General features: G+C 66.0%; 19 protein-coding genes and 1 tRNA gene. 10 read left to right on the top strand and 10 right to left on the bottom strand.

The window, feature by feature from the left end:
- The first annotated feature begins 50 nt into the window (after window positions 1-50).
- Window positions 51-1,298 carry a winged helix DNA-binding domain-containing protein gene (locus tag H9639_RS01475; protein WP_191806368.1) on the top strand — a complete coding sequence of 416 codons (1,248 nt, stop codon included), beginning with the start codon at window positions 51-53 and terminating at the stop codon, window positions 1,296-1,298.
- A gap of 186 nt (window positions 1,299-1,484) precedes the next feature.
- Here the strand turns inward: H9639_RS01475 and H9639_RS01470 are convergent, their stop codons facing one another.
- Window positions 1,485-1,940, bottom strand: coding sequence for an NUDIX domain-containing protein (locus tag H9639_RS01470; RefSeq protein WP_191806367.1), 456 nt, complete (start codon window positions 1,938-1,940; stop codon window positions 1,485-1,487).
- A gap of 138 nt (window positions 1,941-2,078) precedes the next feature.
- Between H9639_RS01470 and H9639_RS01465 the strand changes: the two genes are divergently transcribed.
- Both H9639_RS01465 and H9639_RS16740 read left to right on the top strand, forming a co-directional pair.
- Complete coding sequence (locus tag H9639_RS01465) at window positions 2,079-2,960, top strand: polysaccharide deacetylase family protein (RefSeq protein ID WP_318241942.1); 882 nt, start codon at window positions 2,079-2,081, stop codon at window positions 2,958-2,960.
- Window positions 2,961-3,963: 1,003 nt separating this feature from the next.
- Complete coding sequence (locus tag H9639_RS16740) at window positions 3,964-5,580, top strand: HNH endonuclease (RefSeq protein ID WP_318241941.1); 1,617 nt, start codon at window positions 3,964-3,966, stop codon at window positions 5,578-5,580.
- A 110-nt stretch (window positions 5,581-5,690) separates the two neighbouring features.
- Here the strand turns inward: H9639_RS16740 and H9639_RS01455 are convergent, their stop codons facing one another.
- Complete coding sequence (locus H9639_RS01455; RefSeq protein WP_191806366.1) at window positions 5,691-6,710, bottom strand: NAD(P)/FAD-dependent oxidoreductase; 1,020 nt, start codon at window positions 6,708-6,710, stop codon at window positions 5,691-5,693.
- A gap of 110 nt (window positions 6,711-6,820) precedes the next feature.
- Between H9639_RS01455 and H9639_RS01450 the strand changes: the two genes are divergently transcribed.
- Window positions 6,821-7,414: a helix-turn-helix domain-containing protein gene (locus H9639_RS01450; RefSeq protein WP_191806365.1), complete on the top strand. Its 594-nt coding sequence runs from the start codon at window positions 6,821-6,823 to the stop codon at window positions 7,412-7,414.
- A gap of 37 nt (window positions 7,415-7,451) precedes the next feature.
- Here the strand turns inward: H9639_RS01450 and H9639_RS01445 are convergent, their stop codons facing one another.
- The 3 genes from H9639_RS01445 to H9639_RS01435 all read right to left on the bottom strand — a co-directional run bounded on the left by H9639_RS01445 (window position 7,452) and on the right by H9639_RS01435 (window position 11,071).
- On the bottom strand, window positions 7,452-7,748 hold the full coding sequence (locus H9639_RS01445; RefSeq protein WP_191806364.1) for a hypothetical protein: 297 nt from the start codon (window positions 7,746-7,748) through the stop codon (window positions 7,452-7,454).
- Between the two features lie 123 nt (window positions 7,749-7,871).
- On the bottom strand, window positions 7,872-8,840 hold the full coding sequence (locus H9639_RS01440; RefSeq protein ID WP_191806363.1) for a bile acid:sodium symporter family protein: 969 nt from the start codon (window positions 8,838-8,840) through the stop codon (window positions 7,872-7,874).
- Window positions 8,841-8,872: 32 nt separating this feature from the next.
- Complete coding sequence (locus H9639_RS01435; RefSeq protein WP_225219050.1) at window positions 8,873-11,071, bottom strand: ABC transporter permease; 2,199 nt, start codon at window positions 11,069-11,071, stop codon at window positions 8,873-8,875.
- A 177-nt stretch (window positions 11,072-11,248) separates the two neighbouring features.
- Between H9639_RS01435 and H9639_RS01430 the strand changes: the two genes are divergently transcribed.
- Complete coding sequence (locus tag H9639_RS01430; RefSeq protein ID WP_191806362.1) at window positions 11,249-11,911, top strand: TetR/AcrR family transcriptional regulator; 663 nt, start codon at window positions 11,249-11,251, stop codon at window positions 11,909-11,911.
- Window positions 11,912-11,965: 54 nt separating this feature from the next.
- Window positions 11,966-12,916: a 5'-3' exonuclease gene (locus H9639_RS01425; protein WP_191806361.1), complete on the top strand. Its 951-nt coding sequence runs from the start codon at window positions 11,966-11,968 to the stop codon at window positions 12,914-12,916.
- Here the strand turns inward: H9639_RS01425 and H9639_RS01420 are convergent.
- The gene (locus tag H9639_RS01420; protein WP_191806360.1) at window positions 12,913-13,863 is read right to left on the bottom strand and encodes a zinc-binding dehydrogenase; all 951 of its coding nucleotides are present in this window, start codon (window positions 13,861-13,863) and stop codon (window positions 12,913-12,915) included. The two genes, H9639_RS01425 and H9639_RS01420, sit on opposite strands and share 4 nt — an antisense overlap.
- A gap of 201 nt (window positions 13,864-14,064) precedes the next feature.
- Here H9639_RS01420 and H9639_RS01415 point away from each other — a divergent pair, with 201 nt between their 5' ends.
- The gene (locus tag H9639_RS01415) at window positions 14,065-15,351 is read left to right on the top strand and encodes an MFS transporter (RefSeq protein WP_318241940.1); all 1,287 of its coding nucleotides are present in this window, start codon (window positions 14,065-14,067) and stop codon (window positions 15,349-15,351) included.
- 32 nt (window positions 15,352-15,383) lie between these two features.
- Here H9639_RS01415 and H9639_RS01410 read toward each other — a convergent pair.
- Window positions 15,384-15,465, bottom strand: a tRNA-Leu gene (locus tag H9639_RS01410).
- Between the two features lie 129 nt (window positions 15,466-15,594).
- Here H9639_RS01410 and H9639_RS01405 point away from each other — a divergent pair.
- The 3 genes from H9639_RS01405 to H9639_RS01395 all read left to right on the top strand — a co-directional run bounded on the left by H9639_RS01405 (window position 15,595) and on the right by H9639_RS01395 (window position 17,167).
- Entirely contained in the window at window positions 15,595-16,200 is a 606-nt protein-coding gene (locus H9639_RS01405) for an ANTAR domain-containing response regulator (protein ID WP_191806359.1), read from the top strand.
- A gap of 204 nt (window positions 16,201-16,404) precedes the next feature.
- Window positions 16,405-16,830 carry a DUF6325 family protein gene (locus H9639_RS01400; protein ID WP_191806358.1) on the top strand — a complete coding sequence of 142 codons (426 nt, stop codon included), beginning with the start codon at window positions 16,405-16,407 and terminating at the stop codon, window positions 16,828-16,830.
- Window positions 16,831-16,849: 19 nt separating this feature from the next.
- On the top strand, window positions 16,850-17,167 hold the full coding sequence (locus tag H9639_RS01395; protein WP_191806357.1) for an SHOCT domain-containing protein: 318 nt from the start codon (window positions 16,850-16,852) through the stop codon (window positions 17,165-17,167).
- Window positions 17,168-17,231: 64 nt separating this feature from the next.
- Here H9639_RS01395 and pyk read toward each other — a convergent pair whose 3' ends face one another.
- The 3 genes from pyk to gltB all read right to left on the bottom strand — a co-directional run bounded on the left by pyk (window position 17,232) and on the right by gltB (window position 24,910).
- Window positions 17,232-18,743, bottom strand: a complete 1,512-nt coding sequence (gene pyk, locus H9639_RS01390) for a pyruvate kinase (protein WP_191806356.1) — start codon at window positions 18,741-18,743, stop codon at window positions 17,232-17,234.
- A gap of 130 nt (window positions 18,744-18,873) precedes the next feature.
- The gene (locus tag H9639_RS01385; RefSeq protein ID WP_191806355.1) at window positions 18,874-20,331 is read right to left on the bottom strand and encodes a glutamate synthase subunit beta; all 1,458 of its coding nucleotides are present in this window, start codon (window positions 20,329-20,331) and stop codon (window positions 18,874-18,876) included.
- On the bottom strand, window positions 20,324-24,910 hold the full coding sequence (gltB, locus tag H9639_RS01380; RefSeq protein ID WP_191806354.1) for a glutamate synthase large subunit: 4,587 nt from the start codon (window positions 24,908-24,910) through the stop codon (window positions 20,324-20,326). The genes H9639_RS01385 and gltB overlap by 8 nt, the downstream gene beginning before the upstream one ends.
- Window positions 24,911-25,105 lie beyond the last annotated feature (195 nt).

Genomic DNA, 25,105 nt, shown 5'->3' with positions numbered 1-25,105 from the left:
CTTTGGCTGCTGCGGAACATCCTGTTCCCGGCAGGCGGGAGTCTGACGGTATGCCGGAAAAGAACAGCATGGGACGCACCGAGCTGTTGAAACGGCGGTTGAGAAGCCATGGCCTAACCACCTCGGTGACGATTGCCGGCGGCGCCCCGGGGGCAGTGGACCGGCTTTTTGCCCTGCAGGGGCAGGACCTGCCGGGAGCGTTATGGTCCCTCGGGCTGCGTTCCGGGAGCACTCTCGCCGAAGTGACCGCAGCGTTCGACGCCGGCACGCTGGTGCGGAGCTGGCCTTTCCGCGGGACGCTGCATGTACTGCGCGGCGAGGATGTGCACTGGACCCTCGCGCTGACGTCCGAGCGGGTCCTGCGCTCGGCTGCCCGGCGCCGGGAGGAACTCGAACTCGATGAACAGACTCTCGAAAAGGCCCGGTCAGTGGCCGAGGATGCCCTCTCCGGCGGCAGGCAGCTGGGCCGCAGCGAACTACTGACGCGTTTCGAAGCCTCCGGTATCCGAACCGACGGACAGCGCGGCTATCACCTGCTGTGGCATCTGTCCGTAAGCGGTACCACCGTTCTGGGACCGATGCGGGGGTCGGAACAGCTGTTTGTGCTGCTGGACGAGTGGGTTCCGCAGCCACGGCGGCTGGACCGGATGGCATCCCTGGCGGAACTTGTACGCCGTTATCTTGCCGGCCGCGCCCCGGCCACAGTCCAGGACATCGCCTGGTGGTCCAAACTGCCACTGGCCGATGTCCGTGCCGGTCTGGCCGAGGCGGCAGCTGAGCTGGAGGAAGTGGACTATAGCGGCGTCCAGCACTGGAGGGTGTGGGACGGTGGTGCTGGTGGAGCGGGTGGTGCGGGCGGAGCGGCCAGCGCGGCGGCAGCGGCAGGCGGTGCGGGCGGTGCGGCAGCGGCGGCGGGCGGTGCGGGTGGTGCGGCCAGCGCGGCGGGCGGAACCGAGGGCACCGCGGCGCGGAACGCCGGTCCTGCTGCCAGGACCAGGTCCGTGGCGCTGCTGCCGGGATTCGACGAGTACCTTCTCGGCTACACGGACCGCAGCGCGGCCCTGGCCGCCGAACATGCGCAGCTGACCGTCCCGGGCGGCAACGGCATCTTCAAACCCACCCTGGTGCTCGACGGCCGCATCGCCGGCCTGTGGTCCCGAAAGTCGTCAGCGAAGAGTACGGTCCTCACTGTCCGTCCCTTTGCTCCGCTCCCTGAACGTGCCCTGCCTGGCATCCGGAGAGCAGGCAAGGAGTACGGCCGGTTCCTCGGGGTTCCGGTGGAGGTTAGCTTTTCGTAGGGGCTGGTGTGACCTCATTGGCCACAGGAGTAGCCATACAGTGGGAAGCCGTGTTGCCGCCGCCTGCAGCTGGGCTGGATTGCCCGTCGTCCTCGCCGGGCGCCGGTCGTCGTTCGGGTACGGCCCAGGGCCAAGGCTGGGCACGCGGTCAGCAGAGCGAGCTGTGCATGCGGCACAGCTCGCCGATCAGGAAGTCTCCAGGGCATCGAGCACCTGCAGCTGCCCTTTGACCAGCTTGGTGCGGGCCGCGCCCACACTGAACCAGCCGGCGTCGTCAATCTCCGGAACTTCCTGAAACCGGCCCGAATGCGGAGGCCATTCCAGGGAAAAGGTGTTGCTCACGATCTGTTCCGGCAGGAAGTCCGACTCGGCGCAGAAGACAGTGATGGTTTTTCGGGAGGATTGCCGGAACTCGCCCAGCAGTCTGTAATCAGCTGGCGGGGCCGGACTTCCCATTTCTTCCTCGAACTCCCGCAGGGCAGCAATGTACGGGTCCTCGTCCGGGCCGTATTCGCCCTTGGGAATGGACCACGCGTGCTCGTCTTTTCCGGCCCAGAACGGCCCGCCCATGTGTGCGATCCACACCTCGCGCTCCCCGCTCCGGGCCAACCGGTAGAGCAGGATTCCAGCACTGGTGATCATTTTTCCTTCTCTCCCGGGCGGGCAGGTCCGTTGGATCAGGATAGGTGACACGGGTCCCGGGAGTGTCTTTGCCGCCAGACCGGATCAAATACCGGCCCGGCCCGTGTGGAAACCCGGCTGATTCCCTACCGTGTAGGGGTGCCCATACCCAAAGTGACACCCTCCTCCGCTTCCTCCCCCAGCCGGCGGACTGCCCTGGCGGCACTCGGTGCCGCTGCGGTGCTGGGCGCGGCGGCGTGTGCACGCGGCGCCGCAGAACCCGCCCACACCTCACCGCCGGTCTCAAGGTCACCACTGCCTTCCAATTCGCCGTCCGCTTCCAAGCCACCGCAGGCTCAGGCGACCGGGGCGCCGTCGGCGTCGGCTCCTGAGCCGTCCCCCTCGCCGCCTGCGCGGCCCGTTTTTGTACCGGATTATGTGCTCCCGCCGGTCACCAATGGTTTGGCGCCGGTCATCACCCGGATTCCCACCAGTCACCCGGTGGTTTTCCTAACCATTGACGACGGCGCCCACCGGACCCCGGAGATGGTGGCCTTGATGGCCGAGTACGGTTACCTGGCCTCCATTTTCCTGTCACAGACATTCGTGCAGGCGGACCCGGCCTATTTTGACCAGTTCCTTGCCCAGGGCAGCCTGATCGAGAACCATACTCTCAGCCACAACATCAACATGGTGCGGCAACTTGGCTACTCCCAGCAGCTGGCAGAAATCTCCGGGATGCAGGATTTCGCCCAGCAGCACTACGGACGGCTGCCCACCCTGTTCCGCCCGCCGGGAGGTGCCTACTCTCCTGCGATGCAGCAGGCCGTGGCGGCGGCAGGCCTGCGGGCGATCGTTACGTGGGAGGCCAAGGCCAATGCCGGAGGAATGGACTATCAGGTGGGCAGCGCGCTTCGGCCCGGCGACATCGTGCTGATGCATTTCCGGCCCGAGTTCGCCGCCGACCTGAACGCCTTCCGCCAGGCGCACCTTGCCGCCGGACTCGAGGTGGTTCTGCTGGAGGATTTCCTGGCTGTTTAAGCGCAGGCGTACTACGGCACCAGGTTAGTTCCGCATGAACAGGGTGATGGCCTCGGAGGTTTGGTGGTGATCCCGCACCGTTACGAGCCCATGAGGTCTTTTCGCCGGTCTGTACTGCCCGGTCAGGCCCCGGTCGCTAACATGGTTCGCGTTGTGGGCCGGCTGATTCGTCGGTCAGTGGTGGGCGGCGGTGGGTGTGGGCGGTGGAAACAGTGCGGCGGCAGGCGGCGGCGCGGCGGCAGGCAGCGGCGCGGCGGCAAGCAGCGCGGGAACGGCAGGCAGCGGCGCGGCGGCGGAAACGGCGCGGCGGCAAGCAGCGCGGGCGTCGGTGACGGAGTCGGAACGGCGGAGCCGGCGAGGCGGCACGACGCTGGAGCGGCGGAGCCAGCGCCGCGGCACGACGCTGGAGCGGCGGAGCCGGTACGGCGGCTAACGGGATCGATCGGACGTCACTGCACCGGGCGGGATGGCATGGCATTGCGGAGGGAAGGCGGCCAAGGAAACTGGCATCTATTGGCCGGGCCAAAAGCTCTGCAGGCAGCGGCGGCAACGGGCCGAGCAGCCGGCGCTGCAGCAGGCGGAGCGATCGGGCGGAAACACAGCGAGCTGCGGAGCCTAGCCGAAGGCGAACTGACCCTGCGTGCGTCGGGTTGCAGCGTAACTATTTCTGCTGCCCTCTCCCCTCATCTCCTGCACAGCTGCGGCTTTCCACCGGAGACAGCGAGGTTTGTCCACATTTCTGCCCATCTCTGGCCTAGGCTTGCGGGGCGGATTTTAGTCTGTGTCCATGTTGGAAATGGAAGCGGATCTACGCCGCAGCGCTCGCAGGGGCACGGCTGCAGACGAGGTCACAGCCAAGCCCAGGAACGCCTCGAGGCATCCGGGCAGCCGGACCCCTTCCGGCCAACTGAGCGTTGTACAAACGACATCAGCTGATCCGCGGGCAGAATCGCACAACCGTCCCAGCAAACCGTCCCTTCCGCCTGCAAACCCTGCAGGTCTCGTGGTTCAGGCACTGGTTTCCGACGTCGGCCAGTGGATCACCCGATTGCAGGAGCACGGTACTGATGGGGAGCGCCCGGATACCGACGTGACCGGCGGCAACCTGATCAACGGTGATCTAGCCAACCGTAACTTGGCCGACCGTAACCTGACTGACCACCGCAGCCTGGCCGACCGCGTCCTGGTTGACCTGATCCGGGTTCTAGAGGAGCTGAAAGCCGCGGCCGCTGCAGCGCAGGCCCGGGCAGCGGCAGCATTTGATGCCTCCCAACGCCAGGCCCAGACCCAGGCCGGGCTACCCGCCGCCCAACTCGGCCGTGGAGTAGGAGCCCAGATCGCACTGGCCCGCCGGGACTCACCCCACCGCGGAAGGAGGCACCTCGGACTCGGCAAAGCCCTGGTCCACGAAATGCCCCACACCCTCCATACCCTATCCACCGGAGTACTCAGCGAATGGCGAGCCACCCTCCTGGTCCGGGAAACCGCCTGCCTCGACGTGGAAGACCGACGCCGGGTCGACGCCCTGGTCTGCGGCAACCCCGCCGCACTGGAAGGAATCGGGGACCGCAAACTCATCGCCAGGATCCGAACCCACACCCAAGCCATTGATCCAGCCTCTCAGGTCCGCCGGCATGCCAAAGCCGTCGCCGACAGATACGTTTCCTGCCGTCCAGCCCCGGACACCATGTCCTACCTCACCGGGCTGCTGCCCGTCGCCCAGGGCGTAGCAGTATTCACCGCCTTATCCCGGGCCGCTGACTCCCTGCGTTCCTCAGGAGACGAACGCGGCCGGGGACAGATCATGGCCGACACCCTGGTCGAACGGATCACCGGGCAAGCAACCGCATCCCAGGTACCGGTCGAGGTCCAGCTCGTGATCACCGACCGGACCCTCTTCACCAGAGCCTCCCATGACGTCAGCAGTGCTTTCGAGGGCGGTGCCTTCGAGGACAATGCCTGTGAGGGTGATGTCTGCGATGGTGATACCTGTGTGCCGGAGGCCGAGGGTCCCAAAGCCAATGTGCCCGGCACCGCCGGCACCGCCAGCAGCCTTCCCGGGACGGCAGCGACGACACTACTGCAGGACGAGCCGGCCTATTTCCCCGGGTACGGCGTCGTTCCCGGAGGTTGGGCCAGAGATCTCATCACCAATGCTCTTGACGGGCACGGTCAGGACCCTCCGACTGACGAGCTCCCACCCCGTCCCCACCCAGACGTCAGCACGCACCCCGCGCATGATCAAGCCCCTCTAACTCTGCGCCGGCTGTACCTTGCCCCTGCGACGGGAGAGCTTGTCGCCATGGATTCCAGAGCCCGCTGTTTCCCGCCCGGACTGGCCCGGCTGATCCGCACCCGAGATCAGACCTGCCGGACACCGTGGTGTGACGCACCGATCCGGCATGTCGACCACATCCGTCCACACGCTGAAGCGGGACCAACGAGCTACGCAAACGGGCAGGGCCTCTGCGAAGCGTGCAACCAGGCCAAGGAAGCACCGGGCTGGAAGGCCCGCACCGTCAACACGCCCGGCCAACGCCACACCGTCCGCACGACCACCCCGACAGGCCACACCTACCGTTCCACGGCACCCCCACTGCCGGGAGCCGTCTCCCGGTGAAGGCTTCAACCGCACCGCGCAGGAGCGCCGGGCATCTCACCGGACCGCCGCCTTTCGCCAGCCCCGGACACGGGCCCGGCGACAAGCGGTTAGTCTCAGAGCGGATCCAACTAGACGCGCGCGGCCACGGCCAGCGCAGTGTCTTCCATAATCAGATCCCCGTTGATCGCGGCACCCGCCATCAGGCCGGCAGCTGCTGCTCCGATGACCTGGGCCATCGGCGCCGCCAGGTTACCGGCGGCATAAATCCCGGGGACGTCAGTGGCGCCCATCGGGTTTACGGTCAGCGCAGTGCCGATGGACGTTTCGCCCGCGAACTGCTCGGTGGGAACAACTCCCAGGCCGGCCAGGTAGTCGGCCCGGGCGCTCAGCCGGGTGAAGACGACGACGGCGTCCCGGGCTTCGACACTTCCGTCCACCAGCCGCACACCGGTGAGCCGGTCGGTCCCTTCAATGCCGGCAACCTCGCCGGGCACCACGCGGATGCCCCGGGCAGCCAGCTGCTCCGCCTGGCCAGCATCGGGTTCGCCGGTCCCGTTCAGGAACAGAACGACGTCGGCGCTCCACTGCCGCCACATCAGCGCCTGGTGGACGGCGGTTGGCAGCTCAGTGGACAGAACGCCGATTGCCTGGTCCCGGACTTCCCATCCGTGGCAGTACGGGCAGTGCAGCACACCGGTCCCCCAGTACTCGCGGAGACCCGGGACCTCCGGAAGCACGTCCGTAACACCGGTGGCGGCCAGGATCCGCCGCGCCCGGACCAGTCTTCCGCCGGTCAGCTCAACGGCAAACAGGCCACCGTCTTCGCGCGCGATGCCGGCAACGAATCCCTCGGCAACGGCTGCACCGTAGCTTTCGATTTCGCTCCGGCCGATGGCGTACAGCTCGGCCGGAGGTGTTCCTTCGCGTCCGAGATAGTTGTGGACATGACCCGCGGGGGCATTGCGGGGATCGCCGCCGTCGACCACCAGGACCGAACGGCGCGCGCGGGAGAGTGCCAGGGCGCCGCTCAGCCCGGCAGCTCCGCCTCCGACCACAACGACGTCATAGGTCTCCCCGGCCAGCGCCGGCTTTGCCTGCGCTTCCTGATCCTGCCCAGCCAGTGCTTGGGTGCGTGGTGTTTCGCTCATGATGCTTTGTTCTCCTGCCCGAGCGGCCCGTCGCCGCTTCCCTGGTTCCAGTCTTGATTCCCACCGCCGGAAGGAGCAATCTTTTTTGCCGGTATGGCAAGATGCACGATATGGCCGAAACCTCCCAGGACACTCTCAGCGGCGTCGGACCACGGCTCCGCTCACTGCGCACCGACCGCCAGTTCACGCTGGCAGAGGTATCCGAGCAGACCGGAATCTCGGTGAGCACCCTTTCGCGGCTTGAATCGGGCGGCCGCCGTCCCACCCTGGAACTGCTGATGCCGCTGGCCAGGACGTACCGGGTGAGCATCGATGAACTGGTTGGCGCGCCACCCACCGGAGACCCGCGGGTTCACATGCGGCCGATTAGGCGTCATGGTGCCACGATCATCCCGCTCACAGAGAAGGCCGGCGGCATCCGTGCGTACAAGTACATCCTGCCGGCCAGGAAACACGGAGAGAATCCGGAGCCGCGGACCCATGAGGGCTACGAATGGCTGTACGTACTCAGCGGATCGCTGCGGCTGCTGCTCGGCACCCAGGAACTCATCCTCCAGCCCGGCGAGGCAGCGGAGTTCGACACTACCCTGCCGCACTGGATGGGAGCTGCGACAGACGGCGGAACCGAGTTCCTGGCACTTTTCGGCCCGCAGGGTGAAAAGGCCCATCTGCGGGCCCGGCCGGTGGCGAAGCTGCCCGGATAACCATCCTGCAGCGCCGCAACCGAAGGATTCCGCCGGACTACTGGGTGGGTGTCTGAGTGGAAGGATCCAGCCCTTCGGCGGTTCCTGCCTCACCGCCGAGCATGTTGCTGTTCGCCGGAAACCGGACGCCCGTGATCCGGATCCATGCCGGCGGCGAGAACTCCATCAGAACTTTCCAGTTTCCGGTGCCCGGATCAGTACGAAGGATCCTCGCTGTTCCTCCCTCGGTGGTGTTGTACGCGTATTCATTCTGGGCACTGTTGGTGAACTGAATGAAAGCGGCTTCACCCAGTTCACCGGCTGCGGCCTCAGTCAATCTGATGGAAACGCTCATGGCAGCCTCTCTGCCTCGGCGGAGTGCCAAAGGCAGCTATACGGTACCGGGTTCATCCCACCGTTAGAACCCGGTCCCGGCGACATCATCGCCGGAACCCCAAAGTCCTTTGACGGCCGTCCCTCAGGCGGTGGGGCGGCGCCGCCAGAAGGCGGCCATCAGGGCACCCGAAACGTTGTGCCAGACCGAAAAGACAGCCGCCGGAAGGGCAGCTTCCGGCGTGAAGTAGTCCCTGGCCAGGCCGGCAGCCAGCCCGGAGTTCTGCATCCCCACCTCGATGGCCATGGTGCGCCGGGCGGCAACGGGTTGGCGGAAGAGTTTCGCGGCACCGTACCCCAGCGCCAGGCCCAGACCGTTATGCAGGATGACTGCGAGCAGAATCAGCCAGCCGGCAGTGAGGATTGCGGCAGAACTGCCCGAAACGACAGCTACGACGACGAAGGTGATGGCGATGACGGACACCCACGGCAGGACCGGAAGGACCCGGTCCACCAGCCGGGGTGCAAGGTACCGGATCACCAGGCCCAGCAGCACCGGAATCAGCACGATCTGAACAATTGAAAGGGCCATTGCCCCGGCGTCGACAGCCATGTACCGGCCGGCCAGCCACAGGGCCAGCAGCGGTGTGAAGATCGGTGCCAGCAGAGTCGAAACCGAGGTCATGGCCACGGACAGTGCAACGTTGCCCCGAGCCAGATAGGTCACCACGTTGGAGGCAGTGCCACCGGGTGCGCACCCCACGAGGATGACGCCGGCTGCCAGCTCGGGAGGCAGCGCCAGCGCCCATGCAATGCCCAGTCCCAGCAGGGGCATGATCACGAACTGCGCCACAACACCCAGGAGAACGGGCAGCGGCTGCCGGATCACCAGGGCGAAGTCCGGCAGCGTGAGCGTCAGCCCCATACCAAACATGATCAGCATCAGACCTGGATTAACCAGGGGCGACAACCCCGTAAACGGTGCGGGGAAGAGCAGCGCCACCGCTCCCCCTGCCAAAATCAGCAGGGGAAAGACGGTGACGGCAATCCGCGCACTGCGCTCTTCGGCGGACTGGGCACGCGGCGGGGCTGAACGAACAGTGTTGGGAGACATCCCCACATGCTGGCACGGCGGCTGCGCGGCCGCTAACTGTGACGCGCCAGCGGCGCTGCCTCCACCGCCGGAGCTGCCTCCACCGCCGGAACCGCCTCAACCGCCTCAACCGCCTCAACCGCCTCAACCGGCCATGCTTCAGTCCGCGGCGGCCTCATCCGGTCAATGACGGCCACCAGCACCAGGGACACGGCTCCCCAGATACCGAGCGTGAGCAGATGGGAGCCCACCGTGTCGCCGCCGAAGTACAGAATGGACCGGATGGACTCCACTGCCGCGGGCATGGGCAGCACTTCGTGCAGGATGCGGAAGACGTCCGGCTCCATGTAGATCGACATGGCGGCGCCGGATGCCGGAATCCCGAGGAACATCAGGATGGCGATAACGGGAAGGATGGCGAGCATGCCCATAAACCGGTCGAAGACGGCGGTGAACATCGCCATGCAGAAGATCGCCACGGCGCCTACGGCCCACAGCTCCCAGAAATGGCCGTCGATGGCACCGACAAAAACGTCAACGATCACCCAGAGGAAGGCAGAGAAGCCAACTGCCCAGCCGGCTACAACCGGCAGCAGCTTACGCAGCGGACGGCTTGCCGGGGCGGCCGTCGCACCCACAACAATGATCATGAACCCTGCCATCATCCAGCCCATGGCCAGGTACATGGTGGCCATTCCCATAGAGTCTTCGGTGGCCAGCGGAGCAACGTCCTCCGTAGCCAGGTCCATCTGCTGACCGGACGCCACCTGGGCGAATACCCGGTCTATGACCTGCTGTGCACTCACTCCGGCGGCCTGGTTGGTGATCAGCGCCGCGGTGGGATTCTCCGCCGTCGGCAGCACAAAGGCAGCGGCCACGCTGCGGTCCCTCACCTGTTCGCGGGCTTGCTCGGCGGAATCCAGGGCACGCAGTTCAAACAATCCGGAGAGGTTCTCCTCCAGTCCGGCAGCGGCATCTTCGGCCTGTTCAACCGTGGTGCCGACGACGGCGACAGGCATGTCCCGCGGAGTGGGCTGGTACATGGCACCCAGCATCATCGAGAGCATCATCGCGACCATGGCCAGCGGGAAGAAGCCCAGGGTCAGGTAGCGCCACCTGCGGCTCTTCGGGCGGGGTCCGCCGTGCAGCGAGGCCACCTGGACCACCGGAGGAGCAGCGTCCGGCGTGCGGCGCCGCCTCAGGGCGTCCAGCCCCAGCGTCAGCAGCAGGGCAGCGGCTGCACCAATAACCAGGACCAGAAGGTGGGAGCCCGCACCGTTCCCGCCAAAGTAGAGCACCGAGCGCAGCGATTCACCGGTGGCGGCAGCGGGCAGGAAGCTGTGCAGCAGCGGATAAAGCCCGGGCATCGTGTGCACCGACATGCTCATGTTGGACGCGGGTACGCCGAGCACCATCAGGAAGAGCATGCCGGCGAGCACGGCCATCGGGCCGAGGATACGGGTGAGGAACAGCTGGACGCTTCCCACGGCAAAAACGGCAAGCCAGCAGATACCCAGAACCGCTGCGGTGTGCCCCTGGATCACTCCCATCACCGGCCCGACGACGGTCCACACCAGTGCGGAAATCAGGGCGGCCCAGCCGGCGAGCACCGGCACGAAGCGACGGAACCTGAGCAGCTCCGGCGAGTTGGAGAGGATCAGGCTCAACGGCATGTAGCCCGCGAGCATAAGTGCGGTGGTCATGAACATGGCGCCCAGGCCTGCCATGTCGCTGGCAGGCAGCGGCGCCAGGTCCTCGGTTTGGAGAGCCAGGCCCTCGGCCAGCACCTGCGGAGCCAGCAGCGCCGTGACCGTGCCCGCCTGCGAAGCGCCGGCCGCACCAGCCGTATAGACGGTTGCACCGCCGTCGGCCAGTGACACGGCGCCGGTTACTTCCCGGTCCAGCACCAGCTGGCGGGCAGTCTCGGCGGAGTCCACCACCCGGATATCAACGGCGTCGGCGTTGCCTGCCTCAAGTGCAGCAGCGAACTGGGCGGCCTGCTGAGCCGGACCGGTGACGGCTACCGGCATGTTGTGGGGCTCGGGGGCGTGCATGGCCGCGAGGTAACCCCAAACCAGCATGGAGACCATCAGCAGGGGCATGAGGAACATAGCCACATAGCGCCCGATTTTCTCCGCCTTGGCACGTTTGAGCGCCGCAGCATCGGAGGGCTGGCTGCCCGGGTCCGGAGCCTCGCTCGCCGCCGTGTCCACCGTGTCCGGCGGGAAGGGCGTGGGGGAAGTGTGGGTCAAGGCCGTGCTCCTGTGCTGTGGTTCGATGGATGGTGCGAGAGGCGTGGACCAGACGGTCACAACGCGGTCGGTGAAACCAACTCGTCAAAATTACGCCACGTGGCGTAAATTTGGTAATCGACTCCGGCAATCTCAGGAATGCCTCTGTCGGAACAGCAGGAGAAAAGGGCACACCACATGGGACAACACGGCGACAAAGCACGCGAAGCTCTTCTGGACGCGGCCGAGGAGCTTTTTGCCCGCCACGGTATCGACGCGGTGTCCAACCGCAGGATCGCCGAACACGCCGGAACGGCCAATCACTCCGCCGTCGCCTATCACTTCGGCGGCCGGGATGAGCTCGTCCGCACCCTCATCACCCGGCATGCGGAGGACACCAACCGGCGCCGCGCGGCACTCGCGGCGGGCCTCGACGACGACGCCGCGCTGCCGGACGTGCTGGCCTGCCTGATCCTTCCCTGGGTGGAGCATCTGGGGTCGCTGCCGGTGCCAAGCTGGCGGGCACGCTTTGTGCACCAGATCCGGACCACCCCGTCCATGCAGGAGGTGCTGGCCAACGCCTCCGTGCCCAATGCGCTGACGGAGGAGCTGAACCGGCGGGTGCAGGCCGCCGGCGGAAGCATGGATCCGTCAACCCAGTACGGCCGGTCCTGGATTCTCGGCAACATGGTGCTCAGCGTGTGCTCGGAATACGAAGCCCGGGTCCAGGACGGGGTGGAATCCACCAACTGGACCGGGGTCGGCTACTTCCTCATCGACGCCTGCGCCGGCATGCTGGCCGCGCCGGCGACCCACCCGGGGAACTTCATCCGGTCCCCCTCCCCCGTTAGCCTGCTCTGACGCAGGGCACAGCCTTCTCCCGCCCAGCCTCTGATCCATGCAAGGATCAGGCGTATGGCTGACCGTTTGATGCTCCTGGACACCGCATCCCTGTACTTCCGTGCCTTCTACGGACTGCCGGATTCGCTTCGCCGCGCAGACGGCACACCGGTCAACGCCGTGCGCGGCCTGCTGGACATGATTGCCCGGCTGACCACCGAGTTTGCGCCCACACACCTCGTTGCCTGCTGGGATGATGACTGGCGGCCGCAGTGGCGGGTGGATCTCATTCCCTCCTACAAGGAGCACCGGGTCGCGGAGACTGTGCCCGGCGGGTCGGATGTGGAAGTGGTGCCGGATGCCCTGGAAGCCCAGATTCCGATGATCCGGGAGGCACTCGCGCTGGCGGGCATCGCCGTCGTCGGTGTCCCCGGCTACGAGGCGGACGACGTCATCGGCAGCTACGCAGCACAGGCGGCCGGCCCGGTGGACGTAGTGACAGGAGACCGTGACCTGTTCCAGCTGATTGATGACAGCCGCGGGATCAGGGTCCTTTACACCGCTGGAGGGATGAAGAACCTGAAAGTGATGGACGACGCCGCGATGGTCGCCAAATACCGGGTCCTGCCGGAACAGTATGCCGACTATGCAACGCTCCGCGGCGACAGTTCGGACGGCCTTCCCGGGGTGGCCGGCATCGGGGAGAAAACGGCGGCATCGCTGCTCGCCGAGTTTGGTTCACTGGAGTCGCTGCTCGCCGCCGTCGAAGACCGGGGCAGCGGACTGTCCTCGGCTGTGCGCGCCAAACTGACTGCTGCGGCCGGCTACCTCGAGGCCGCGCCGTCCGTGGTGCGGATCGTGCGCGGCCTCGAGCTACCGTCACTGGACGAGGCCGGGGCCCGGCTCCACCCGGTTGAGGGTGAAAACCGGGCCCGCCTGGAGCAACTCGCCGATGAGTGGAACCTCGGCGGTTCCGTTGGCCGGCTGCTCAAAGCCCTGGATTCGACGGCCCAGAGCCGGTCCTAGTACTTCGCGATGAACCGCCCGATCACGCCGCCGGCCCGGAGCTTCTCAATTGCCTCGGGGATTTCGGCCTGGGTGATGATGTTCATCGGCGGGTTCAGCTGGCCGGACTTCATCAGCTCATACAGTGCTTCGAGGTCCTCCTTGGTTCCGGACTTGGAACCCTTGATGCTGAGCTGGTTGATGATCAGCGGGTAGGTGTTGATGGTGGACTCCAACCGGCCCATGCCCACCTGGACCAGGGTTCCGTGCTCGGCCAGGGTTTCCAGGGCTGCCGACGTAGTGGTGCCGAATCCGGCGTAGTCCACGATCAGGTCCAGTCCCTTGTCCTTGAACTCGTCGATCGAGGAAGCCACACCGGCCAGGCCAATCTCATCTGCCAGCTTCTGCGTCTCCGGGTTAATCTCTGCACCGTAGACTTCCGCACCGGACAGTACGGCCACCCGGGCACCGATGTACCCGAGTCCGCCGAGGCCGATGACACCGACCTTCATGCCGGCCTTCGCTCCGCCGACCGCCATAATGGCGTGGTAGGCGGTCAGACCGGCGTCGGTGGCCATGGCGGCGAGCTCGAAAGACACCTCGTCGGGAAGTTTGACGAGATTGTCATCGGTGGCGAGGAGCTTCGGCCCGAAGCCGCCGTCCCACTGGCCGTAACCAAGCGCGTCGCCGTCGCTCATCACCGGAGCCAGACCAACTCGGTCACCAACCTTCCAGTGATCCATGCCTTCGCCGACCTCAACGACCACGCCGGCGTTCTCGTGGCCCATGGTCCGCGGCAGGACCGGGAAGAGCGGCATCCACCCCGGATCATCCAGTGCGGTCACATCGGAGTGGCAGACTCCTGCGGCTTTCACTTGGACGACAACCTGGCCCGGGCCCGCCTTCGGCTCGGGGACTTCGTTGAGTTCCAGGGGATTGTTGGTACCGGTAAACTGCCATGCCTTCATGGGGCATCTCCTTCTCTATTTCCCGATATATGCCGCATATCCGTTCATGCGATCACATATATTTCGAGCCTACTCCCGAACTTTCTCCTCCGGGTCCGCGGGAGACGGCCGACACCAGGCCCTGTGATGCGGGCCTCCAGGAGAGCTCGGGACGGACGGGATATCCTGCCCAGGACAGCGGCGTGTGTGATGGGGGCAGCAGTGAAAACACCAGGGAAGGCCGGACGCTCCGGCGGGAGACTGCACGCCGGCCAACCCACTCAGCGCCGGGTACTGTCCGTTCTCGTGGCGGGTCAGATCCTGGGTGGCATTGGTATGGGAGCCACCCTTTCCCTGGGGGCGCTGCTGGCCGCGGAGCTTTCCGGGTCCGCTGCCTGGTCCGGCATGGCCGCGACGATGAGCACCCTCGGAGCTGCCGCTGCCGCCGTGCCGCTTGCCCGGCTCGCTGAGGCATCCGGCCGGAGGGTGTCCCTCTCCACCGGAGCGTTGATTGCCAGTCTGGGCGCCGCCACCGCCGTTGGTTCCGCAGTTGCCGGCCTCTTCCCCCTGCTCCTGGCCGGGCTGGTGCTGCTCGGGTCAGGGAGCGCAGTCAGCCTGCAGGCGCGGTTCGCGGCGGCAGATCTGGCGGAGCCGCAGACCCGGGGCCGGGACCTGTCCGTGGTGTTGTGGTCCACCACCATCGGTGCGGTCCTTGGGCCCAATCTGTTCGGTCCCGGTGAAGCCGTCGGGGCCGCGCTGGGCCTGCCGCCGCTCACTGGCGCTTTTGTCTTCTCTTTGACCGCCCAGCTGGCCGCTGCGGCCGTCTACCTCACGGGACTGCGGCCCGACCCGCTGCTTGCCGCCCGGCGGATGCAGGGTTCAGGGAACGACGGCGCGGCGCCGCTTCCACGGAAGTCCGGGCTTGTCATCCTGCGGACCAACCCTGCCGCGCGCTACGCCGTCGCCGTGATTGCACTCAGCCATGCGGTGATGGTGGCCCTGATGTCGATGACCCCGGTCCATCTGAGCAGCCATGGGGCGAGTATCAGCATTGTGGGGTTCACCATCAGCCTGCACATCGCCGGCATGTATGCCCTCTCACCGGTGTTCGGCTGGCTGTCGGACCGGATCGGGCGCAAGTCCGTGGTGCTGCTGGGCCAGGGGCTCCTGTTGGCCGCGCTGATCGTCGCCGGGCTGGCGGCACAGTCCACGCTTGCCGTGACGGTGAGTTTGGTGCTGCTGGGCCTGGGCTGGTCCGCCTCGGTGGTGTCGGCGTCGGCACTGGTTTCGGAGGCGGTCGCCATTCCCGAGCGGCCGGCCATCCAGGGCATTTCCGATCTGGGCATGAATGCGGCCGGGGCCCTCGGCGGTGCCTCGGCGGGGCTGATACTTGCTGCGGTTGGCTACTCCGGCCTGGGCTACTCCGCCGTTTTGCTGGTGGCGGTGGTTATCGCCTGGACAGTCCTGCAGGGACTTCGGCCCACGGCAAAAGAAAACACCCGGGTCTGAAGACCGGGGTGCAGGGGGTGCCTATGCCAAAGTGCCCGAAGTGGGACTCGAACCCACACACCTTTCGATACTGCATTTTGAGTGCAGCGCGTCTACCGATTCCGCCATTCGGGCAGGCCCTGTGACGTTGATCAACCGGATTGATCCCTCGTGTTGGGCGCGAAACTACTCTACATGCAGATAGGCTGTTTCCGTGAACTACCGGTCACCACCGGTGGTGCTGTCGTCTTTTGAGGAGCATCTGTGTCTGAGTCAACCGAGCCCGTACCGTCCAACACTCCCGCGCGGCGCGTCCTCGTTGCCGAGGATGAGACGCTGATCCGTCTGGACATCGTGGAAATCCTCACCGGCGAAGGCTACGACGTCGTCGGTGAAGCCGACAACGGGGAAAAAGCCGTGGAGATGGCAACCGAACTGAAGCCTGATCTGGTGCTGATGGACGTGAAGATGCCGGTTATGGACGGCATCAGTGCAGCCGAAGCCATCGTGAAGGCCCGCATCGCTCCCGTGGTGCTGCTGACTGCATTCAGCCAGAAGGAACTCGTCGAGCGGGCCCGTGAAGCCGGTGCGATGGCCTACGTGGTGAAGCCGTTCACCCCTGCGGATCTGATCCCGGCCATCGAGATCGCCCTGTCACGGCATGAGGAAATCAAGGCGCTGGAGAATGAGGTTTCCGACCTGAAGGAACAGTTCGCCACCCGCAAGCTCGTGGAGCGCGCCAAGAGCCTGCTCACCACCAAGATGGGTCTGACCGAGCCGGAGGCCTTCCGCTGGATCCAGAAGACCTCCATGGACCGCCGCCTGAGCATGCGCGAGGTCGCGGAAACCATCATCAACCAGGTCAACTAACCGGACCTGGCTGCACGGCCGCTGCGGCTCCCCCTTGGAGGGGGCTGCAGCGGCCGTTCTGCGTTCCAGGAAGAAGGGGCATCCCCGTGCCCGAAAAACCCTCCGAGGTTCCGCTCCCTGGCCATCGGGTCCACAATTGAGACCACCCAGGGCCCCCTATGGAGCCACACATTGCCTGGATCAGGACCGGATCAGGAGCTGAACATGGAACTTGGCCCCGTGGAAGTGGTGATCTTCACCTTCCCCCAACCGGACATCGACGCCGGCGTCATCACCACGCTGGGTGAGACTGTCCGCAGCGGTGCGGTGAACCTTATTGACCTGGTCCTGGTAACCCGGGATGGGGACGGAAGGGTGCACATCCGCGACCTTGAAGACGATCTGCCCGAAGCCTGGGCCGATGTGCTCGTGGATTCCCGGCCGCTGACGCTGCTCAGCGATGCGGACCTGGAAGTCGCTGCCGAATCGGTTGGCAACAACGAAGCGGCGGTGGTTGCGGCCTTCGAACACAAATGGGCTCAGCCCCTCTCTGCGGAGGTCCGGCGGGCAGGCGGAACAACCGCCCTGCATGTGCGGATCCCCCGCGACACAGTGAACGCTGCGCTGGACGCCAGTGCCGCCGCAAAGTGAGCCGACACGGAGGAGAACCATGCCACTAAACAGAGGCGGCCGGCCAGGCCTCCTGGGAACCATAGCCCGCACCGCCGTTATTTCGGGAACAGCCCAGGCGACGTCCAACGCCGTCAACCGCCGGGCACGCGCCCGCAGCGAACGTGAATACGCAGCCGCGAACGTGCCGGAACAGATGCCGCCGCCCCCGCCCCCGGCTCCCCCGCAGCCAGCTGCGGGAGCACCCGCCGGAGGGGCGACGCTCGCCGACCAAATTGGCCGGCTGGCGGACCTGCACGCCTCAGGTGTGCTCACTGACGAGGAGTTTGCAGCCGCCAAATCGCGGTTACTGACCTAACGCAGAACTGCCCGGCCGGATAACCCGGCCGGGCAGTTCGGTAAGGCTCAAGCGCCCTGCCGGATTAGATCGGCTTGGCCTTGCCCTTATTGGCTTCCTTGACCGGCCACGGGCCGACCTTTTCCTTCTCCAGCGGACGTCCGTTCCCTTCGCCGCCGGCATCCGCGGCGTCGCCGACGCGGTGGACCTTGATCAGGTTGGTCGATCCGGCCTGTCCGGGAGGCGACCCGGCCGCGATGACGACCATGGCACCTTCCTCGACAATCCCGCGTTCGAGCAGAACCCGGTCCACCTGGGCAGTCATCTTGTCGGTGTGCTCCGCGAACTCCACCAGCATCGGCTGGATGCCCCAGAACAGGGACATGTAGTTCAGCGTCGATTCCACCGGCGTAAACGCGAAGACAGCCTTCTTGGGCCGCAGGCGGGAGAGGCGGCGGGCCGAGTCACCGGACTGGGTGAACGTACAGATGCAGGCTGTATCCAGCTGATCTGCGATTTCGACGGCGGCACGGGTGATCGCTCCGCCGCGGGTCCGGGGCTTGCTGCCCAGCGGAGGAACGCGGTTCAGGCCGTGTTCCTCGGTGGACTCGATGATCCGGGCCATGGTCTTGACCGTGTCGATGGGGTATTTGCCCACCGAGGTTTCGCCGGAGAGCATCACGGCATCCGCGCCGTCGAGCACCGCGTTGGCGCAGTCCGATGCCTCGGCGCGGGTGGGGCGCGGGCTTTCGATCATGGATTCCAGGACCTGGGTGGCTACGATGACCGGCTTGGCCCAGCGGCGTGCCAGCTCAATCGCGTTCTTCTGAACCAGCGGCACATCTTCGAGCGGCAGCTCCACGCCGAGGTCGCCGCGGGCAACCATGATGGCGTCGAAAGCGTCGATGATCTCTTCGATCGCTGCCACGGCCTGCGGCTTCTCGATTTTGGCGATCACCGGAACGCGGCGGCCTTCCTCATCCATGATTTCGTGGACACGGCTGACGTCTTCGGCATTACGCACGAAGGACAGGGCAACCATGTCCACGCCGCGGCGGATGGCCCAGCGGAGGTCTTCCTCGTCCTTTTCGCTCATGGCAGGCACATTGACTGCCACGCCGGGCAGGTTAATGCCCTTGTTGTTGGAGACGGGCCCGGGGACGGTGACCTCGGTGACTACCTTGGTGTCGTCCACGGCGGTGGCCCGGAGAGCGACCTTCCCGTCGTCGATCAGCAGCGAATCACCCACGTTGACGTCACCCGGAAGGCCCTTGTACGTCGTGGAGCAGATTTCGGCGGTACCGGGAATGTCTTCAATCGTGATGGTGAAAGTGTCGCCGCGGTTCAGGAAATGCGGTCCGTCAGTGAACCGTCCCAGACGGATCTTGGGGCCCTGGAGGTCGGCGAAAATACCAACGGGCTTCCCCAGCTCGGCCGAGGCCCGGCGCACGTTCTCATACGTGTTGTTGTGAACTGAGTGGTCGCCGTGGCTCATGTTCATGCGTGCAACGTCAACGCCGGCACGCAGCACGGCTACGGTGTTCTCGTAACTGGCTATGGCAGGGCCAAAAGTGGCAACAATCTTTGCGCGTCTCATAATCTCTACCCTAGTCTCCTGTCGCTCCTGCGCCTAAGCCCGGAGGCACATCCTCCTGGCCGCGAACCTCAAACGCGGCAGGGACACCGGCACCGGTCCGGCGCCCCTGCCGTGGAAAACCTTCCCGCTGCTACAGCGGTGCTATTGCCCGGTCGCTGGGAGCCACGGGCGCCGGCAGGCGGGTGGAGCCTTCCAGCCACTTATCAACCGCGGCGGCGCAGGCGCGTCCCTCGGCAATCGCCCAGACGATCAGGGACTGTCCGCGGCCGGCATCACCGGCGGCGAAGACGCCCGGAGTGTTCGTCATGTAGTAGCCGTCGCGCCGGACGTTGGTCCGCTCATCGAATTCGGTATGGACCTGCTCTGCCAGGCCTGCCGGTTCCGGACCGGTGAAACCGAGTGAGAGGAAGACCAGGTCTGCCGGGATGATCCGTTCGGTGCCGGCCTTGGGCAGGCGCCTGCCGTCCACGTATTCGGTTTCGGCGACCTTAACGCCCGTCAGCTTCCCGTTCTCCCCCACGAACTCGACGGTGGAGGCCAGGTAGGTGCGCTCTCCGCCTTCTTCGTGGGCGCTGGCTACCTCGAACAGCGTCGGGTACATGGGCCAGGGCTGATGGGCTGCACGCTCTGTGGGAGGCTGCTTCCCGATGGCCAGGGTGGTCACCGAGGCCGCCTGGTGCCGGTGCGCGGTGCCGATGCAGTCCGCGCCGGTGTCCCCGCCGCCCAGGATGACCACGTGTTTGCCCTCGGCGTGGATCTGGTTTTTGACCTTCTCCCCTGCCACGGCACGGTTGGACTGCACCAGGTAATCCATGGCGAAGTGCACGCCGGCCAGTTCCCGGCCCGGAATGGGCAGGTCCCGCGGCACGGTGGCACCGGTGGCGATCACGACGGCGTCGTACCGGCGGCGCAGCTGCTCCCAGGAAATGTCCTTTCCGACTTCGACGCCGGTGCGGAAGCGGGTGCCTTCCGCCCGCATCTGCTCCAGCCGGCGGTCCACCTGGACTTTTTCCATCTTGAAGTCCGGAATGCCGTAGCGCAGCAGGCCGCCGATCTTGTCATCCCGTTCGTAGACGGCCACGGTGTGGCCGGCACGGGTGAGCTGCTGGGCCACCGCCAGTCCGGCCGGTCCGGAACCGACGACGGCGATGGTCTTGTCCGTGAGCCGCTCGGGGGCGTGCGGGTGGACCCAGTTCTCATCGAAGGCCTGGTCGATGATGGAGACCTCAACCTGCTTGATGGTCACGGCGGGCTGGTTGATGCCCAGCACGCAGGACGCTTCGCAGGGCGCCGGGCAGAGCCGGCCGGTGAACTCGGGGAAGTTATTCGTGGCGTGTAGCCGTTCGATCGCTTCCTGGCCCTTGTCCCGCCAGGTCAGGTCATTCCATTCCGGGATGAGGTTGCCCAGCGGGCAGCCCTGGTGGCAGAACGGAATGCCGCAGTCCATGCAGCGTCCGGCCTGCTCCTGAAGCACACCTTTTTCCTGCCGTTCATAGACTTCCTTGAAGTCCATGATGCGGACGGGGACGGGCCGGCGGGGCTGGGTTTCGCGCTCCCGTACTTTTAGAAATCCGCGTGGGTCAGCCACCGGTTACCTCCAGAATTTTGGTCCAGGCTTCGGCGCCGTCGGGGTCCAGCCCCGCTTCGGCCGCGGAGGCGCGGGCGTCGAGTACGGCCGCGTAGTCCCGCGGCAGTACCTTGGTGATGCGGGAAACCGTTGCTTCGAAGTCGGCCAGCAGTTCTGCGGCCAGCACCGATTCTGTTTCCTCAGCGTGTTTGACCAGCAGGCCGCGGATAATGTCCGCGTCCTCTGCGTCTGGTTCCAGCAGCAGCAGTTCGCCCTTGTCCAGGGCGTCCTTGTTGACCCGAGCCCGGTTGAGGTCCACCACGAACGCGGTGCCGCCGGACATGCCGGCGCCGAAGTTCCGTCCGGTGGGACCGAGGATCAGGGTCTGGCCGCCGGTCATGTACTCGCAGCCGTGGTCGCCGATGCCTTCGACGACGGCGGTCGCGCCGGAGTTGCGGACCATAAAGCGTTCACCGACCAGACCACGCAGGAACATTTCGCCGCTGGTGGCGCCGTAGCCGATCACGTTGCCGGCAATGACGTTCCGCTCCGCGGGGAACACGTTGTTCCGGTCCGGGCGGACGATGATCCGGCCGCCGGACAGGCCCTTGCCGACGTAGTCGTTGGAATCGCCGAACAGCCGCAGGGTGATGCCGGCCGGCAGGAACGCGCCCAGGGACTGCCCGGCCTGTCCCGTGAGGGTCACATCGATGGTGTCCGTGGCCAGGACATCGGTGCTGAACGTTTTGGTGACCGTGTGTCCCAGCATGGTTCCGACCGAACGGTCGGTGTTGACCACGTCCAGCGTGATCCGCACCGGCTGCCGGTTCTGCAGCGCGTCGGCGCTCATCTCGATCAGTTTGTTGTCGAAATGCGCGTCCAGCTCGTGGTTCTGGCGGAACAGGTTGCGCAGCGGGGCGCCGGGTTCCATGTCGTGGCCGCGCAGGATCGGTTCCAGGTCCAGGCCGTCGGCTTTCCAATGGTCGACGGCGGCCCTGGTGTCCAGCATTTCGCTGTGCCCGATGGCCTCCTCCAGGCTGCGGAAGCCCAGTTCGGCAAGGATCTCGCGTACTTCCTCAGCCAGGAACTCGAAGAAGTTCACCACGAATTCCGGCTTGCCTGTGAAGCGGCTGCGCAGTTCGGGGTTCTGGGTGGCGACGCCCACGGGGCAGGTGTCCAGGTGGCAGACGCGCATCATGATGCAGCCGGAAACCACCAGCGGGGCGGTCGCGAAACCGAACTCCTCGCCGCCCAGCAGCGCGGCGATGACGACGTCGCGCCCGGTCTTGAGCTGCCCGTCCACCTGCACCACCACACGGTCGCGCAGGCCGTTGAGCATTAGGGTCTGCTGGGTCTCGGCCAGGCCGAGCTCCCAGGGCGCGCCGGCGTGCTTGAGCGAGTTCAGCGGAGAGGCGCCGGTGCCGCCGTCGTGCCCGGAGACGAGGACGACGTCGGCCTTGGCCTTGGTCACGCCGGCTGCCACGGTGCCGATCCCGGCTTCGGAGACCAGCTTCACATGTACCCGAGCGGACGGATTGGCCCGCTTGAGGTCATAGATCAGCTGGGCGAGGTCCTCGATCGAGTAGATGTCGTGGTGCGGAGGCGGGGAAATCAGGCCGACACCGGGTGTGGAGTGCCGGGTGCTGGCCACCCAGGGGTAGACCTTCTGGGCCATCAGCTGGCCGCCCTCGCCGGGCTTGGCGCCCTGGGCCATCTTGATCTGCAGATCATCGGCGTTGGTGAGGTACAGGCTGGTGACGCCGAACCGGCCGGAGGCAACCTGTTTGATCGCGGAGCGGCGCTCGGGGTCCAGCAGCCGGTCCACGTCCTCGCCGCCTTCACCGGTGTTGGACTTGGCGCCCAGCCGGTTCATGGCGATGGCCAGGGTTTCGTGGGCCTCCTGCGAAATGGAGCCGTAGCTCATCGCCCCGGTGGAGAAGCGCTTAACGATCGAGGCGACCGGTTCCACTTCCTCCAGCGGCACAGCCGGGCGTTCACCGCGGCGGAAGTCCAGCAGCCCGCGCAGGGTCATCAGATTTTTTGACTGGTCATCCACGCCGCGGGTGTAGGCCTTGAACACGTCATACCGGCGTTCCCGGGTGGCGTGCTGCAGCCGGAAAACCGTCTCCGGGTTGAACAGGTGCGGCGGGCCTTCGCGGCGCCACTGATATTCGCCGCCGTTTTCCAGGCGACGGTGCGGTTCCTCAATTTCGTCCGCCGGGTAGGCGCTGGTGTGCCGGGCCGCGGCTTCGGCTGCGATGACGTCCAGGCCGACGCCGCCGAGCTGGGTGCGGGTGCCGTGGAAGAATTCGTCCACGAGTTCCTGACCCAGACCGATCGCTTCGAAGGTCTGCGCCCCGCAGTAGGAGGCGACCGTGGAGATGCCCATCTTGGACATGATCTTCAGGACGCCCTTGCCCAGGCCCTTGATGAGGTTGGTGACGGCCTGTTCGCGGGTAACGCCGGTGATGTCGCCGTTCCGGACCAGTTCCTCACAGCTTTCCATCGCCAGGTACGGGTTCACTGCTGAGGCACCGTAGCCGATCAGGACGGCCACGTGGTGGACCTCGCGCACGTCGCCTGCCTCGACCAGCAGGGAGATCTTGGTGCGGTTGGCGCTCTTCAGCAGGTGATGATGCACGGCGGAAAGCAGCAGCAGTGACGGAATCGGCGCCCACTGGGCGTTCGAGTCGCGGTCCGAAAGGACCACGTACTGCACACCGCGGTTGACGGCGCCGGAGACCTTTTCGCAGATCTCGCTGATCCGTGCCCGCAGTTCCGATTCGCCGCCGTCGGGACGGTAGAGTCCGCGGACTTTCAGGGCGATTTTCTCGCCGTCGTCGTTGGTCAGGTTCGCGATTTTCGCGAGCTCATCATTGTTGATGACCGGGAATTTCAGGGCCACCTGGCTGGTCTTGACCTGGCCCAGGGCAAGGATGTTGCCGTTCGGGCCGATCGAGCTCTGCATGGAGGTGACCAGCTCTTCGCGGATGGCGTCCAGCGGCGGGTTGGTAACCTGCGCGAAGGACTGCACGAAGTAGTCAAAGAGCAGACGGGGACGCTGGGACAGCACGGCGATCGGCGTGTCCGATCCCATGGCACCCAGTGGCTCAGCTCCGGTACGGGCCATCGGGCCGAGCAGGATGCGCAGCTCCTCCTGTGTGTAGCCGAAGGTGCGCTGGCGGCGGTTGATGGAGGCCTTGGTGTGCAGCACGTGCTCACGCTCGGGCAGTTCCTCCAGCGAAACCTGGTTCTCGCGGACCCATTCGGCCCACGGGTTCGCGGCTGCGATCTCGTCCTTGATTTCCGAGTCCTCGATCAGCCGGCCCTCGGCGGTGTCCACCAGGAACATCTTGCCCGGGGATACCCGTCCCTTGCGGACAATTCTGGCGGGGTCCAGGTCCACCACGCCGACCTCGGAGGCCAGGACCACCAGGCCGTCTTCGGTGATCCAGTAGCGTGCCGGACGCAGACCGTTGCGGTCCAGGACTGCGCCCACCTGGTCGCCGTCGGTAAAGGACACGGCGGCGGGGCCGTCCCATGGCTCCATCAGCATGGAGTGGTACTGGTAGAAGGCGCGGCGGGCCGGATCCATGGTGGCGTGGTTTTCCCAGGCTTCCGGGATCATCATCATCACCGCATGGGTGATCGGCCGGCCGGAGAGCATCAGCAGCTCGGCCACCTCATCAAAGGACGCGGAGTCCGAGGCGCCGGGGGTGCAGATCGGGAAGAGTTCCTCCGGGGTCTCCCCCAGCAGCGGGCTCTTGAGCTGTGACTGCCTGGCTCGCATCCAGTTGCGGTTGCCTTTGACGGTATTGATCTCCCCGTTGTGCGCGATGGTGCGGAAGGGCTGCGCCAGCGGCCAGGACGGGAACGTGTTCGTGGAGAAGCGCGAGTGCACAATCCCGAGCTTGGTCTTGAACCGCGGGTCGGAGAGGTCCGGGAAGAACGGCTCCAGCTGGGCGGTGGTCACCATGCCCTTGTAAACCATCGTCTTGGAGGACAGGGAGGGGAAGTAGACGCCGAACTTGTTCTGCGTGCGCTTCCGCACCCGGAAGGCGCGGGCGTCCAGGTCTGTACAGCCCGGTTCGGCGGGGGCCAGGAAGACCTGGGCAAAGTGCGGCATGCAGGCCCGGGACATGGCCCCGACGATGTCAGCTGCAACCGGAACCTCACGCCAGCCCAGAACGGTCAGGCCCTCGGACTCGGCGATCGCTTCCACTCCGGCCTTCGCCGTCTCCTGCTCCCGTTCCTCGGTGGGCAGGAAAGCGGTGCCGACGGCGTAGCTGCCGGCTGCCGGAAGCGGGAAGCCTGCGACGGCCCGCAGGAATTCGTCGGGAACCTGGGTGAGGATACCGGCGCCGTCGCCGGTGCCTTCATCAGCGCCGACGGCGCCGCGGTGTTCGAGGTTACGCAGCGCGGTCAGCGCCGCGTCCACAATGTCATGGCCGGGAGTTCCCCGAAGGGTGGCAATAACGGCCAGCCCGCAGGCGTCCTTCTCGTCCTCGGCGTGGTACAGCCCTGAGTCTTCCGGGTAGGCGGCGAACCGTGTGAACGGCGAGATCACCTGTGCGGGCTGAGGGGACAATAAATCAGTCATAGGGTAAGTCCTTCCCCCTGTTGTGCGTGGGAGGGGACGACGTTGGCCCCACACCGGCGGCAGATACCTGCCGGTGGGTCAGAGAATGATTTTACGGTCGCGATTCCGTGAGGACCCTGCATGCGGGATGGGGGCTGGCTCTGGAAATCGAATCCGTACGGTTGCCTGCCGGGGTTGTCCCCGGGTGCGGTCACC

Origin of the sequence: Arthrobacter gallicola, from assembly GCF_014836775.1 — a bacterium.
Taxonomy (GTDB): domain Bacteria; phylum Actinomycetota; class Actinomycetes; order Actinomycetales; family Micrococcaceae; genus Arthrobacter_B; species Arthrobacter_B gallicola.
The sequence above is the reverse complement of the archived record's forward strand: the minus strand, read 5'-3'. Positions and strand labels throughout refer to the sequence as shown.